A 14,577-nucleotide genomic window follows, 5' to 3' on the forward strand; every position below is an offset into this window, starting at 1 on the left:
GTTAGGGCTTCGATTAAACAATTAAATCAATAACATCAGAAAAATAGCTTGGTTGCTCTGTTCTTGTATACCAAGCTAGTACAAGTTTATTTTCATAGGATAAGCCGGAGTTGAGTAATATTAATTCTTTCCTGTTTAAATAAGGTTGGCATAATTCAGTAGATAGTACTCCAAACCCATACCCATCTATAAACAAAGATAATAATGATTCATTGATGTTAACAAAATGGCGTTCCGATCGAATATGCTTTAGTAAATCGTAGTATTTTAGATAATTTAAAGTCATGGGATCAGACTCATCAAAATCTATTATTCGTTCTGTTTGTAAAATCTCTTTTAAATCCCTTGTTTCCCAGGATGAAGTGCCTACTAAGACATAATTTTCCGCTTTGATGGGTTTTACTTGCATTTCTTTAAAAATATGTTGAGGCTCGATAATTACAAAATGACTAACGCCAGTTTGTAAGGAAGTAATTCTTTGTGCGGAGTCATTCACGTTGAAGGTCATTAATAAATTAGGATATTTTTTCATTAATTGAGAGCAATTAGGAATAATGCGAGAAGCCATAATACTGGTTGGGCCGCTAATACAAAGTCTTACAGTTGATTCAATTCCTGCACCATGAATATTGGCTAAAGTATGACCTTCTAACTCCTGTGACGCATGGCAATATCGAAGCAATGCTTCGCCTTCAGAAGTTAATAATACACCATGGTGTGTACGAATAAATAAAGTGGTGCGTAAACGGGCTTCTAACGTTCGTATTCGTTGAGTCACCGCTGTTTGAGTTAAATGAATCGCTTTGGCTGCAGCATGCATACTTTTATGTTGAGCTACAGCAAAAAAGACTTGTAGTTGTGGATCCAGTAACGTCACTAGTGATCTCATTGTATTCTATTTATTAATAGGTAAATCAAGTACGAGTTTAAACTGAAAAAAGCGAATCTGTATATGAGTTGCAATTTTTTTTGATTAAGTTCATTCCCCTTTTATTGGGTAAGATATATTTACCTATCTCTACTAAATAAAATTGTTCAAATCCGGGAATAATATATTTTACACAGTGAAACCCAGTATCAATATCTGCAATGGTTGTCGTATAGATTGCAAAATTTTTATTCCGAATTCGTTGAATGATTGTATGCAGTTGTCGTTCAAGCGACATATCTTCATGATAACCTGGGAGTGAGTTGAAATTTACCATCTGGGAATTCTTAATTAATTGAGAAATATCAGCTTTTGCACATTTAGCTAATAAGGGAGTGGTGATAAAGTTTTTTAATGTTTGGTTTTGATTCTTTTCTAAATGTTTATTAAACAAATGTAAGGGTTGTAATGATTCAAGGAGAGCTCTTTCCAGAGCGTAGTCTTTGAATAAAGAAGTTCCACAGCCAATAGGTTGAATAACCATAGGTTGATTTGTCATTGAAACGAGAACAGTAGGGATTCCAATATCGCTGGTTATATCAACAAGAATGAGCTCTTCTGAATACTCCTTTTCAAGGTGCTTAATCATTTTTTTTAAGTATTCTGGTACAGATTGTTTATCAATTATGGAAATTTTATTATTCAGTAAAAATGCTTGGATAAGGAATAAAGAGTAAGCATCTCGTTCCACAGCTTCATTTAGTGCATGGATGCTTGCTTCTTCTCTACTGGTTCCTGATGCTATTCCAGAATCGCATGCATTCCATGCGTACGGTTGATAATTAAATTGATCTGTAGAGGGTGGTTTTTTTCCATAGCGGGGATCAAGCAAATAAAAAGGATAGTACAGGTATTCACCTGTTATGATTTCTACGCATTGTGCAAATGGGATCTTTTCTTGATGTCTATAAATTCTAGGATCTAAGAGGTGAAGCTCTTTTAGTTTATTAACAATCAATGGATTATCTAAAGAATAGTAGCGTTCTCGGTTATGATTATATTGGCAGAATGCATGAACGGCATAATGTTCTATTGCTTCAAAACAAGCGCTGACCTTAGATTGAATACCTATACCTTTACCACAACCATAAAATAGGGTATTGTTTTTTGTGTCTAGTAATTTGCAATGGTAGGTTTTAAGATCTGTGCCATAAGTGTTGAATTCAGCACGTAGTTTTAATTTAGCCATAGTGGATTCTGCAATTTCCATAGCTATTTCTGGTAACAGTTGTCTTTCATAGTTGTTGTTCATTTAATACTCCTAAACCACGGTTTTTTATTGGCAGAAACTTTGCATCTCTAATCAGACTAAAGTTTTCTAGCTCTGGAATGAGGGTATAAGTTATAGCTACTCCAGTGAGGGACTTGTATAAAACTTTTGTGTATATATTTGCGCCGTGTTTTGATAAAAGATTCACCATTAATTGGATTTGTTGCTCAAGATTTTTAGACAAAGAGTAAGAAAAAATATTTTTCCATTCCACATCAATATATTGTTTTTTATCTACGAGACACTTTAAATCATTAATCATTGCCTTAAGTAATAAAGGGCTATTGGAAAAAAAGGCAACATTTTCTTCACGATATGCCCTAGCGTTTTGGTTAAATCTATCTTTGTATTGTATTGACTCAAAAAGTGCTTGTTTTAAGGCTGTTTCTTTAGCAAGTGATGCGCCAAATCCTTGGGGTTGTAATAACATGTTTTGCTTTGTAAAACTAACTACAAAAGAAGGAATATTAATATCACTTGTTACATCCATAATGATTAGGTTTTCATTAAAATGCCTCTCTATAGCTGAAACTATCTTAGCGATGTTTTCAGGAAGGGTTTCCTTCAAGAGTAATCGAGTAGGGGTTGGAGCTTTATTAATGATCGTTTTTAATAAAAATAAAGAATAAGCATCTCTTTCTATCCATTGATTGATCCCATGGATGATTGCTTCATCAGTAGTCGCACCTATTGCTAATCCAGTAGTATCACTGAGTTCACTAAGGTAATCTGTTCTGAAATTTTTTAATGGTGGAATAAAAGTATAAATTAAACCTAGAGGATAATGAATTTTTTGAGTTATATTTTGATAATGAGTTAATTCAATCCAGGGGTAACTATTATTTTGATACACTTCTTTTAATAAAAGCTTTGGCATTAACTTTTTATCTAGCAAAATTTGAGTTGATGGGGAGGTCGCAGTAGAATAAAAATGCAAACCATCAATCAAGCCATTGTTCCATATTTTGAAGCTAATTGATTTTTCTAAAGATTCGAATAATGCTTTTATTTTTGCAAGTTGGCTAAAACCGCTAGCGCCACCTAAAGAGGACAATTTTAATTCGTTATTATTAGCAGCGCAAAGGTAGGTACTTAAATGGATATCTTCTTGATTAATATCATTAAGGCATTTGAATCGTGGTGTAATGAGATTTTGTTCTGCTTCTTCCAGGCCAATCAGCAAAGCATCATCAAGATTATATGCCCGTTGACTGATTGCTTTTAAAGAATGATGCATAGCCACTACTCCTTCAACGGGACAATAAAAGTTATTTAAGTAATTCTTCTAATTCTTTATATTTTTCCATGTCGAATTCGCCATAACCTGGACCGGCAAATTTAGTGCGACCATAGTCTTTGTCGAGCGTTTTATAAGTGATGATACTTTCTTGTTCTGTGTTATTCTCAAGTAGTTCCATTGTTTCTAATCCTTATTTTTTATTGTTGAATTGATAAGTAAATTTTTTGCTTATCGCTTGAGATAATACGGTTTTTTATATAAATACAGATAATGAAAAGAATGAATTACGTGATAAGGAATTATCATCTCTCTGATAAGTGAATCTATGATGAGCGATATGAGTTTGCATTGAGTATGTGAATACTGTGACTGATATAAAATAAATGAATGATCCGATTTATATATTCTAAGTGGTCAAGCAAAGTCTTTTAAAATGGCTGTTCCTGCTCAGTAAGAGTTCTTGACCAGCAAAGAGATTTAGAATATTTTGGATTACATTACTACCATATTCCTATCCATATTCATCCTCTAGTGCTTTTGCATCACATAGCTTCCTTAAAGGTCATCCACATTTTGTTTTCAAAATCATATAACTTGCATTTCTTAAAAATACTTAACACGTATCGTAACTTAAACTGATATTCATGAAAGTACTCTCCATATTTGGCTTTTAATGCCTTATGTGCTTGCGGTAAGTGATAAAAAGGAATTCTTGGATCTAAATGGTGAGGGATATGTATCATTATATTGTGTAATAATACTCTTGAGATTTTTGAGCAATGGATAATCGTACTGCAGTACAAAGCACCCACAGAATGAGACCATTCGTTTTTTAAATCAAAGAAGGGGATATCGGGATGTGTGTGATGTAGATATACAATTATTGCAATGAAATAATTAAAAACGATAAAAGGTAAAATGACTGCAGCAAAAATACCAATAATACCTCCTGAAAAAGCATATGCCAAAATTGACATCATTAACGCGTAAAACAGAACGACAAGTTTACCATGTCGATAATATTGGCATTGTTCTTTTTCTTTACCTGGATTAAAGCATACCATTTGCTCCCACCAAATTCTGCGCAAATAATGGAAGGCACAAGTGAAAAAACACCGCTCTATTCGATAAAGTAAGCGTTGGAACGTAGAAAGTGATTGGTACTCTGAACACGTCAGAGGACGCCATATCCAATCTATTGGAGAAAAAGAGGCAAATCCATGGTGAACTTTGTTATGGCCAAAGGCCCACATTCGATAAATATTTAATGAGGGGAGCATCGCTATTGTTCCCAGCACCTTAGAAATTTTGTTGTCTTTGAAAAGAGCTCCATGTGCCGCGTCATGTGCCCAAACAAACATCATAGCTGTAGCTATGCCAGCAATTAAACCGCCTAGTAGCTGTAATTCCACATTGACATTTAAAATAACCAGGAAAATTCCTAACAAAAACAACATGAGATCAAAAAAATACCAGAATAAAGCCTTCATATGAGACTGCTTATAGCACTCCTTGGGAATGCTTGAACGAGCCACAGATGATTTTATTTCCTTTATTTGTTTCCATAATTTATCTGATTTGGGAGATTTCATAAGACGTTACCTCTATTTAATAAATAAAAAATAATGATGAAATTGCGTTAAAAAATAATTAATTAGAAAACACGATTGTTGCTGGTGTAATAATGCAACCTATAATCTTATTTTTTGATTATTTTAATGAGTTTTTTATAGATGACATTGATCTAGATCATGGAAATGTAAATGATGAAAAACTCGTGTATTAAATTTTTTGCTTAGAATATATCTAAAGTCAGGTGAATTTTATTCTATTAGTTATTAGAGTCGGTTCTAAAATTTTTTGCCATAAGTGGCATTCATGTCAGCAATAAGTTTTAATTTTTCCGGTCGCAGAAATTGAATGTTTTTATGATCGATCGCGATAATTTTATTTTCTTTAAATTGAGATAAAAGACGACTGATAGTTTCTGCGGTGAGTCTTAAATAGTTACCTATATCTTGACGAGACATTGGGATAAGAAACTTCATTTGCATTTCTGATGGATGTAATCGGAATGCTAAATCAATCAGAAAAGCAGCAAGACGTTGTTCTGCTGTGATTGAAAACAAATAATTTCCTATGTTTAGTTGTTGACTCATTAAATATAAAATATGTTTTTGTAGTGCAGGATTTAAATGCAGTAATTCTAGGAAATTATCATAAGGAATTTCACAAATAACACTATCAGATAATGCCACTGCTGAAAAAAGATAATGCCGGGTGTAAATTGCCTCAAAACCAAGGACTTCACCAGTGAAATAAAATCCTCGAATTAATTCATTTCCATCAGTATCAACTTGATAAGTTTTTAAATTTCCACATTGAATCACATAGATGTTTCGAAATATATTCTCAGGAAGATATAATACTTCATGTTTTTTTAAATAATGGTGTTGCTTTACTGCACGATTAATTTGATTCATCCATCGTGAGTTTCTCTCTTCTGTAATACAAAAAGGAGAGAAGGTACAACGCTCACATGTTAAATGATAATTATCAATGTCTATCATATTTGAACCATCATGTAGACTGAAAAGGCTAGATTATTTATTATAGATTGCAACTATATTTTATCATACAAATTTCTTCCATGATGGAGATCAATGTGGTTTATCAGAATGTTTTATAGAATCTTCATAGGCTCGCTTGCTGGTTCGATGGCCAGTTCATTTCTGGGAGAGGTTGGCCTCTCGTCTCTATAATTAAAAAATCCGTGCTGTTTTAATGCATCAATAGTTTCAGGAGCCAATGAGTTTTGTTCTAACCAAGTAATTATGTTGTCTGCTGAAGTCGGATGGATGTTTTGGGTTAATCCTAACAGTTTGGTACAAGCTGTTAAATCCAAGACTATTCCGGCCCCATAATTTCCATACACATAGAGCGCATAATAGAGGTATTCCCATGGATCAGTGCCATTTGGTGCTAAGTTGAATAAATTTGGGTGTGATGCAAGACTTGCAGCCGCATTTTTAAGCGCCAAAGCAGTGAGCGCGCAACAGCCTGTGATTAACAATGTTTTGAGCAGATCAACAGGTTTTTGTTTGACGTGGGCAACAACATTTCCAACAATGTGATCGGGAAATTCATATCCTGCCATAAAAGCTACTATACCCGCTGTGATTCCAGGAGTGATGGCAATGGCTAATTTAGCTGCATAATGAAGTTCATCCATGGGGCAATTGTCTAACAAGAGCTGGCAGATCAGTTTAAAACCATCATAACCCGCTTGACTGCAAAAAATAAAAAATGCCGCGCTCAACCAAGTACCAGTACCTGTCGTTGTTAGAAAAGTCACAAACTCACTAAGACGGGTAGAGCAAAATGGTGCTAATAAATCAGGCTGTTCTAACAGTTGTTGGTAAAACTGCCCCAACTTATCTTGAATTAATTCCTCATCAAAGGTTTGATCCGCTGGTCTTATCCATGCTAATGCTTCAGGATGCTGCTTATTAATAAGACTTAATTGCGCTATGATTTGTTTCTGAAATTGTCTGTCTTCATTAAATTTATTTTTAATCATGGTAAAAAAGTTGGGTAGGAAGACAAGACGCACAGCGGAAGTCATGCAAAAACTGGATAAAGCGGAAAAACTGGATAAGGCTTGCGGGGCCCAGCTAGCAGCATAATATCCCATGGCTCCTGAAGGTATAGCGGAAATTGTCGAGATCAGCATGATGGTAGAACTCGATAAAAAATTGCCAGTACTGGTGCAGAAGCTTCCGGCGATTTTTTTTAAGCTTGCCATCATGTGTTGATAATAACTAAAACGTGTTCCCGTACCCACAGCGAGAAAAACAGCGGATGAACCAACCAGATACAATTGTGTGTTCAGATCCAATCCGGCCCACCAATCGGCGCCTAACGAAGCAGGAGTTTTTGTCAATACATAGGGTAAAAAGGGGAGCGTGGTCACAAAAGCAGCAGTGCCATAAGCCACGGTCGACCAGGAAGGCAAATAGCATGTCAATGAGAACGGTGAAGGTAAGTAACGAGTCAGCCAGCTAGTGGGAGAAGTAGGGGATACATCAAAGATGGCGGCATTTTGATTTGGCTCGAAAGTATGATAATTAGGTTGGGGGTTGATATTCCATTCTCCTCCATTTTTTGAATGGGGCACGGGTGGAATCTCTTGCATTTCTAAAATAACACTATCATCTTCATGTCCTGATTTCATAGTCCATCTCGCTCAACAGCTTTGATTGAAAACTATCAAATCGGCACATACTGTGCAAGGATTTAAAATTTTTTATCCCAACGCGTTGGACTTCTATAAATAAATGGTAGTCACCCCAATCATATTCGCTGAGTTGGAGTACTAATATGCAGGGTATCTCTGGGTTTTTTCAGCAGCAATCACCCCAGAATCTCCATGATTACCTCCAAATAGTAAATAATGTTATCAATTTTTGTTTATTGTTTGCTATTTTGCAAGTAATTATACTTATTCTTATTCACGAATTTTGGAGGTTGTTATGCGCATCGTCGTTATAGGTGGAACAGGCACTTTAGGGCGGGCAGTGGTCAAGGAACTATCATCCCGTCATGAAGTAATAATCGCTGCAAGGCAAGATGGTGATGTCTTTGTTGATATAACAGAGTATCATTCGATAGAAAACATGTATAAAACGCTGGGCCGAGTCGATGCGGTTATTTTAACAACTGGAACTGTCCATTTTGGTGCGTTGGATGAAATGACGGAATCACAATATTGCATTGGTTTAAATAATAAACTTATGGGACAAGTTAATACGGTGTTGATTGGGCTTCCTTATGTCAATGAGGGTGGTTCATTTACACTAACTAGCGGTATATTAAACCGTGATCCTATTCGCTATGGTTCGTCAGCTGCCATGGTCAATGGTGCCTTGGATGGTTTTGTTAAAGGAGCCGCCATTGAAATGTCGAGGGGCGTGCGTATTAATGTGGTTAGCCCAACCGTTTTACAGGAATCGATGATTGACTACGCTGACTATTTTCATGGGTTTATACCAGTATCTGCTGCTAAGGCAGCAATAGCTTATTCCAAAAGTGTAGAAGGCACGCAAACAGGACAATTGTATTGTGTGTGACAGTTTAAATTGTAATAGCTGATATGAAGAGCGAAGAAAGAGCTAAAGTCATTACCTATCCAATGTTGTAATCATTCCAGATGAGTTTGACAGGCAAGCAATACTTCATCAAATGTAGGACTTTGATAAATATTTGGTCTTATCGTCTTTTGATGGATTTTTTTGCTAATACAGCCTGGGCCCATTTAGCAAAAGTATATAAATAGCCGGGTTGAAAGATATTTTCTTCTTTTAAAATTGAATTTGGGATGAGACTGTTTATAGTATTTTGCTAGGTGATCCAGGAGCGAACCATGCAATAGGGCAATAGTAGCCTGTGTGTCTAGGAAAAAGGGGGCATTGCCATGTGAAATGAAAGATCTTAATTATATTGGCTGTATCAAGGCTACATATTATTCATATTCTAACTGAAGATAAAAATTTAATCCTATTTTTGGCTTTTTTAAAGGTGTAGTTTAATAAAAAATACCATCTTGTTCATATTGCTTTTTTATAACATCCTGATTACTAGTCTCTTCATTCTGTGTAACTTTAGAAAAAAAGGTTAAATTAAAATCTGATTGACTCTTATCTAATTTCACCATCTAATGATGATTCTTTGAATGATCAATAAAAGGAGGAGGCTCTAATTCATGATCACTTTTATTCTTTTTATCACTTTTATAATAGATCCATCATGTAATTCCTATAAAAAGGTGTGAAATTTTTTTTAGTGGAATTATTATACTTAAGAACATGAAGCATTCCACATACTATTTTTTTGCACGTTTCTTTTTGGGTTCAGGGAGTTCTGATGCAGTAAGCCTAATTAGTTGAGTTAGCCATTCACTATCTTCTAGAAGGTCACCAGATATAAGTAAGTAAGGTTTTGCTCCTGGGTAGGGAATGCCTTCAACATAGTTATTGATAAATGCTTTACCGGAGGTGGTTGGTTTCATAAATAGCTGATCATCACAAACTAAAGCCACAACTTTTTCATGATAATAAATTGCATATTCTCCAAACATTTTTTTCACACGGATCATATTAGTATCTGCGATTTGATCAAGAATAAAATCAATAGTACTTTGTTTAGAGGACATAGTAATTCCTACGTTAATCTGGTTTTTTAAATTTCCAAGGATGCCAAATAACAGCAGTTACTGCTAGGAGTTTTAGGTTATTTTGGTGAGCAGACATGTAAATTGGAGCCTTTACCGAATCCTTTTGGGTCTAAAGTGTTACCTATGCCTCCGGTATAATTTGTAACCGATGTCTTCGGAATGAACCGTTGTCCATTGGCGTCTCGGAGAGGATTTGAACCTCAGACCTGCCCCTTAGGCGGGGGATTTAATAAACAACTCGATATATCTCCATGTAAATCATATCTTTATAAATAAAGGGTTTTTCCGGTTTTTAATTGTATGGAAATATATTGTAATATAATCATACGTTGAGATATGCACATTTGGCACCCATAGATGAATTTAAGTCAAATCTCTGCAACTTAAGGCTATTAATTTGTTAAACCAATTACTGAATTTATTCATTATTAAATAGTATTGAGGAATTTTATTCTAAAATAATAGGTTCAATATTTAGTTGTACATCATAATGTTCTTTAATTTGTATTTGAATCCAATCAGCAAATTCCAATAATTCTGAATGATGAGCACCACCATAATTTACCATAATCAATGCATGCTGCTGGTAAATGCCAACATTACCTTGTCGCGATCCTTTCAGACCCAAATTATCAATAAGCCATCCTGCTGATAGTTTAAGTTTATCGGGATTGGGTGTGGGGTATATAGGTAAAGTAGGGTGTTGAATACATAAATTCTGCGCCATTTTCTTTGATATAACGGGATTATGGAAAAAACTACCTGCATTACCTAGCTCGTTGGGGTCGGGCAATTTACTTTGACGAATTTTTATAATTATATTACGCAAATCATATGGTGTTGGATTAGTTAAAGATGAAATTTTTTGCGCCACATCACCGTAATTTACATTAATATTAGCCTCCGCTGATAAAGTAAACGTGACGCTAATAACGATAAAGCGCGAATTATTTTTTAAAATACTGTTCCGATAACTAAATTGACATTTACTGTTACTAAGATTAACCAATTTTGCAGTTTGAAGATCATATACCAAAACATTTTTTATAAAATCTTTAACTTCGACTCCATACGCGCCAATATTTTGAATTGGCGATGCACCTACCGTGCCTGGGATTAAGCTTAAATTTTCTAGCCCAAAAGCACCATGAGTAATACAATAAGCTACAAACTCATCCCAGTTCTCACCTGCCATTGCTGTAACAATTTGTTCTTGCCCAACAGTATTCATTGTAATGCCACGTAACTCATTATGAATAACTAAACCTTGATATCGAGTGGGTATAATTAAATTACTGCCTCCTCCCAAGACAAAGAACTTTGGAAAATTAGAAATAACTTCTCTAATTTCAGCTAGCTGTTGGATTTTATTTAAGACAACATAGTAAGATGCTGTTGATTTTAAGTGCAATGTATTTAAGGGAGTTAAATCTATATTCTCTAGTATGTTCAACATTGGTTGCCAGTCAGTGTGTATTAATTATCTATTATCGCGAGTTTAGTTTTGAGGTGCAATTGGTTCTGATATACAATTCACAAAACCTTACTAAGTGGCTTTCATCAAAAGATGAAACTCATTCAACATTGCACTTATGGTTTTAGAAATTTTGAAGACTTCAGATTAAGGGTTAAAGTTTTGTGTTCTTGATTAATGCCCGTACATGGGAAAGAACCGTGATATATAGCATGCGTAGCCTGGTTGCTTGCAACCAGGATTTCACCTGATGTTCGATCCTTTAATGCCAGCATAAAAAAATACGTACCGCCCCGAGTTTTGTCTCATCTGTAATTGACCCTGAGGTTTTTGCTTCCTTGTGAACTTGCACCACATAAAATAGCCTCTTTATTATTACAAAAGCCTGATAATCTTTGCCGCCTTTGATAAATCCTGGTTGCAAGCAACCAGGCTACGGTTGCTGATATACAATTCACAAAACCTTACTAAGTGGCTTTCATCAAAAGATGAAACTCATTCAACATTGCGCTTATGGTTTTAGAAATTTTGAAAACTCCAGATTAAGGGTTAAAGTTTTGTGTTCTTGATTAATGCCCGTACATGGGAAAGAACCGTGATATATAGCACGCGTAGCCTGGTTGCTTGCAACCAGGATTTCACCTGATTGTCGATCCTTTAATGCCAGCATAAAAAAATACGTACCGCCCCGAGTTTTGGCTCATCTGTAATTGACCCTGAGGTTTTTGCTCTTCTTTGTGAACTTGCACCACATAAAATAGCATCTTTGTTATTACAAAAGCCTGATAATCTTTGCCGCCTTTGATAAATCCTGGTTGCAAGCAACCAGGCTACGTATATGGACTCATCCGTTTTTGCAAGTAATTAGCTGTGAAAAGTGAAGTATTTGCATCCGTATATCCGACCATCCAAAGAGCGACTTATTTTATTCACTCGGGCCCTGATGATATTCGCACTCTGCCTCCTTTATCGCTTGCACGGACAATAATGCCCACCGTAGCCCACAGGTATTTACAGAGTAGATTTTACCCTTTTCACATCAGCTGTTATTTGCAAAACTCAGGTTCGTATTTTATCTCCACATGTGTTCACTCTGTTTATCACCCTGATTTAATAAACTTTTATTTAAGCGCAAAGCTTCAAATGAGCAACATACTTATCATCATAAGCCCTAATTGCCCACATAGGACGTGCATTTTTATTAGCTACTGCACAGCTGCTTTATTGTAACCTCGCTCTTTATGAAGGCGTTGTATCCAGCAATTTAAATAATCAGTTTTTTTTCCTGAATTTTTTACAACTGCCCGGCCACCATGTATCAGTAAACTGCGTATGTAGCTCTCCACGTTTACTGATAGACATGAAACACTGCTTTCCTCCACTGGAATGCTCTTTAGGAACTAATCCCAAGAAAGCAGCAAAATGACGCCCATTTTTGAAATGAGTGGGATTGCCCATCGTTGCATATACAGCACTTGCTATTATTGGGCTGACTCCTGATAGCTTCATCATGCGCTCGCACACAGGACTTTGCTGACAAAAATGCTCTATTTTTTGTGTGTATTTTTCTATATCTTTATCTAAATCCAGTAATTTCTTAGGACAACGAGATATTATTTCTCGCATTGTATTCGTCAATTCATTTTCGCCATCCTCTAACATCAGAGGAACCTGTTTTCGAACTTGTGATAATCCTTATACTAAAAACAAGCCTACCTCCCTCAAATAACCTCGTATACGATTTCCTAATGCGGTTCTTGATGAGTTAAAAAATAGCCCATTTAAAGCCCTGGCAGCTCTTGGAAAGACTTTCTGTCAATGGAAGGAAGAGATAGTGCGTATGTGGCGTTTCAGAAAGTCTAATGGGATTACTGAAGGCTTTCATAGAAAGATGGCTCTACCCCAACAAAGGGGGCACTTTAATCAAGTTAGGTTAAACTAACTAATTGATTTCGCGATCAAATTGGAGATTAAAGTGCCGAAGCATAATCTTATCTTAAATTTACCTGGATTTACTATAGAAAAAGTGAGTGGTTATCAGCCACTTATATTAGATATTTTGTATCATCGAATAGCACGATGTGCCCATTGCAATAGCAAAGAGGTACGTAAGAAGTCGAGTTACCTACGCAGTGTGGCTCATGAGTTAATAGGTAATCGTCGAACGATATTGCGCTTTAAGGCGTATAAGTTGTATTGCAATAGCTGCAAGCGTTACGGTAATCAGCAATTTGGTGGCATTAATAAACATCAGCGTTCCACGTGGCGTCTACAAGCTGCCGTTTTTCATAATCATACTCGTGGGATCTCTCAAAAAGACCTAGCGCAACAATTTAATAAAGGAAAGGCTACAATCGAACGTTGGTATCATCGACAATATAAGGAACAAGCTCGGGAGTTGATGAATACACCATGTCCGGTTGTTCTGGGGATTGATGAGCATTTCTTCAGTCGAAAACAGGGGTTTGCCACCACACTTTGTGACCTTAAGAAACACAAGATTTTTGATATTGTTAAAGGAAGAAGAGAAACAGACCTATCGACCTATCTGGCGTCTTTAGTTGGAAAAGAGCGAGTTAAAGTAGTGTGCATGGATTTAAGTAGCACGTATCGTTCTATTGTTAAAAAACATTTTCCTAATGCAAAAATAGTAGCAGACCGCTTCCATGTTATTCGGTTGCTTCAACATCAATGTATGATGACCTATCGTGAACTGGCAAGCCAAGTAAAAAGTAACCGAGGGATATTAGCCTTACTACGCACAAGACCGGATAAATTAACCCCTCAACGACTATTAAAGCGTGATGCTTTTCTTAAAGACCATCCTGCAATAGATGCTGTTTATCAATTTCAACAAGAAGTTCATTCATTACTTTTACATAAAGCAATGAATAAGCAATGGTGTCAGAAAAAGATTCCTCAGTTTTTAAAAATACTTAATGAACTAAGGAGTAGTCCTTTCAAAGCCTTAGCAGCTCTTGGAAACACATTTTGTAATTGGAAAGAAGAGATAGTACGTATGTGGCGATTTAGAAAGTCTAATGGCATTACTGAAGGCTTTCATCGAAAGATGAAGTTGATACAAAGAAGAGCGTATGGCTTTCGTAACTTTGAAAATTATAGAACTCGTGTTAGGGTGCTGTGTTGTTAATGGGGAGTGCCCCCGTAATTGGGAAAGAGCCGGGATTACTGAAGGCTTTCATAGAAAGATGAAGTTGATTCAAAGAAGAGCTTATGGCTTTCGTAACTTTGAAAATTACAGAACTCGTGTTAGGGTGCTGTGCTGTTAAATGTGAGTGCCCCCGTAATTGGGAAAGAGCCGGAAATAATTCATAACCCATTGATTTCATTGGCGTCCCGGAGAGGATTTGAACCTCCGACCTGCCCCTTAGGAGGCGCGTGCATATTTATCTTAATGAATCCACTATTATCC

General features: G+C 36.0%; 13 protein-coding genes and 3 pseudogenes. 6 read left to right on the top strand and 10 right to left on the bottom strand.

What is annotated here, in order from left to right; genetic code table 11:
- Positions 1-13 precede the first annotated feature (13 nt).
- From DYH34_RS07610 to DYH34_RS18345, 7 genes are all read right to left on the bottom strand, one after another.
- Positions 14-877 (bottom strand): LysR family transcriptional regulator, encoded by an 864-nt coding sequence (locus DYH34_RS07610; RefSeq protein WP_058463336.1) that lies wholly within the window; start codon positions 875-877, stop codon positions 14-16.
- A gap of 49 nt (positions 878-926) precedes the next feature.
- The gene (locus DYH34_RS07615; RefSeq protein WP_058463335.1) at positions 927-2,180 is read right to left on the bottom strand and encodes a YcaO-like family protein; all 1,254 of its coding nucleotides are present in this window, start codon (positions 2,178-2,180) and stop codon (positions 927-929) included.
- Positions 2,164-3,435 carry a YcaO-like family protein gene (locus DYH34_RS07620; protein WP_058463334.1) on the bottom strand — a complete coding sequence of 424 codons (1,272 nt, stop codon included), beginning with the start codon at positions 3,433-3,435 and terminating at the stop codon, positions 2,164-2,166. Before DYH34_RS07620 ends, DYH34_RS07615 begins: the two co-directional genes overlap by 17 nt.
- Positions 3,436-3,466: 31 nt before the next feature.
- Positions 3,467-3,616, bottom strand: coding sequence for a hypothetical protein (locus DYH34_RS18020; protein WP_157061438.1), 150 nt, complete (start codon positions 3,614-3,616; stop codon positions 3,467-3,469).
- A gap of 364 nt (positions 3,617-3,980) precedes the next feature.
- Positions 3,981-5,030: a fatty acid desaturase gene (locus tag DYH34_RS07625; RefSeq protein ID WP_058463333.1), complete on the bottom strand. Its 1,050-nt coding sequence runs from the start codon at positions 5,028-5,030 to the stop codon at positions 3,981-3,983.
- Positions 5,031-5,288: 258 nt separating this feature from the next.
- On the bottom strand, positions 5,289-6,008 hold the full coding sequence (locus DYH34_RS07630) for a Crp/Fnr family transcriptional regulator (protein ID WP_058463332.1): 720 nt from the start codon (positions 6,006-6,008) through the stop codon (positions 5,289-5,291).
- A 113-nt stretch (positions 6,009-6,121) separates the two neighbouring features.
- Positions 6,122-7,672, bottom strand: coding sequence for a hypothetical protein (locus DYH34_RS18345; RefSeq protein WP_238589405.1), 1,551 nt, complete (start codon positions 7,670-7,672; stop codon positions 6,122-6,124).
- Positions 7,673-7,970: 298 nt separating this feature from the next.
- Between DYH34_RS18345 and DYH34_RS07645 the strand changes: the two genes are divergently transcribed.
- Positions 7,971-8,567, top strand: coding sequence for a short chain dehydrogenase (locus DYH34_RS07645; protein WP_058463331.1), 597 nt, complete (start codon positions 7,971-7,973; stop codon positions 8,565-8,567).
- Positions 8,568-9,319: 752 nt separating this feature from the next.
- On the opposite strand, the gene DYH34_RS07650 is transcribed toward DYH34_RS07645, so the two are convergent.
- Positions 9,320-9,649 (bottom strand): TfoX/Sxy family protein, encoded by a 330-nt coding sequence (locus DYH34_RS07650; protein ID WP_058463330.1) that lies wholly within the window; start codon positions 9,647-9,649, stop codon positions 9,320-9,322.
- Between the two features lie 469 nt (positions 9,650-10,118).
- Entirely contained in the window at positions 10,119-11,126 is a 1,008-nt protein-coding gene (gene murB, locus DYH34_RS07655) for a UDP-N-acetylmuramate dehydrogenase (RefSeq protein ID WP_058463329.1), read from the bottom strand.
- 93 nt (positions 11,127-11,219) lie between these two features.
- Here murB and DYH34_RS07660 point away from each other — a divergent pair.
- Both DYH34_RS07660 and DYH34_RS07665 read left to right on the top strand, forming a co-directional pair.
- Positions 11,220-11,318, top strand: a pseudogene (locus DYH34_RS07660) (transposase); the annotation flags it as partial.
- A gap of 296 nt (positions 11,319-11,614) precedes the next feature.
- Positions 11,615-11,713, top strand: a pseudogene (locus DYH34_RS07665) (transposase); the annotation flags it as partial.
- Positions 11,714-12,438: 725 nt separating this feature from the next.
- Here the strand turns inward: DYH34_RS07665 and DYH34_RS18705 are convergent.
- Positions 12,439-12,641, bottom strand: a pseudogene (locus DYH34_RS18705) (transposase); the annotation flags it as partial.
- A 238-nt stretch (positions 12,642-12,879) separates the two neighbouring features.
- On the opposite strand from DYH34_RS18705, the gene DYH34_RS07680 reads away from it, so the two are divergent.
- From DYH34_RS07680 to DYH34_RS18710, 3 genes are read left to right on the top strand one after another with little or no spacing between them, the layout of a single operon-like run.
- Complete coding sequence (locus tag DYH34_RS07680) at positions 12,880-13,086, top strand: transposase (protein WP_083502794.1); 207 nt, start codon at positions 12,880-12,882, stop codon at positions 13,084-13,086.
- A 33-nt stretch (positions 13,087-13,119) separates the two neighbouring features.
- The gene (locus DYH34_RS07685) at positions 13,120-14,295 is read left to right on the top strand and encodes an ISL3 family transposase (RefSeq protein WP_115342582.1); all 1,176 of its coding nucleotides are present in this window, start codon (positions 13,120-13,122) and stop codon (positions 14,293-14,295) included.
- Entirely contained in the window at positions 14,240-14,434 is a 195-nt protein-coding gene (locus DYH34_RS18710) for a transposase (protein ID WP_083502793.1), read from the top strand. The genes DYH34_RS07685 and DYH34_RS18710 overlap by 56 nt, the downstream gene beginning before the upstream one ends.
- Positions 14,435-14,577: the final 143 nt, after the last annotated feature.

The sequence above is a fragment of the Legionella cincinnatiensis genome, assembly GCF_900452415.1.
GTDB lineage: Bacteria > Pseudomonadota > Gammaproteobacteria > Legionellales > Legionellaceae > Legionella > Legionella cincinnatiensis.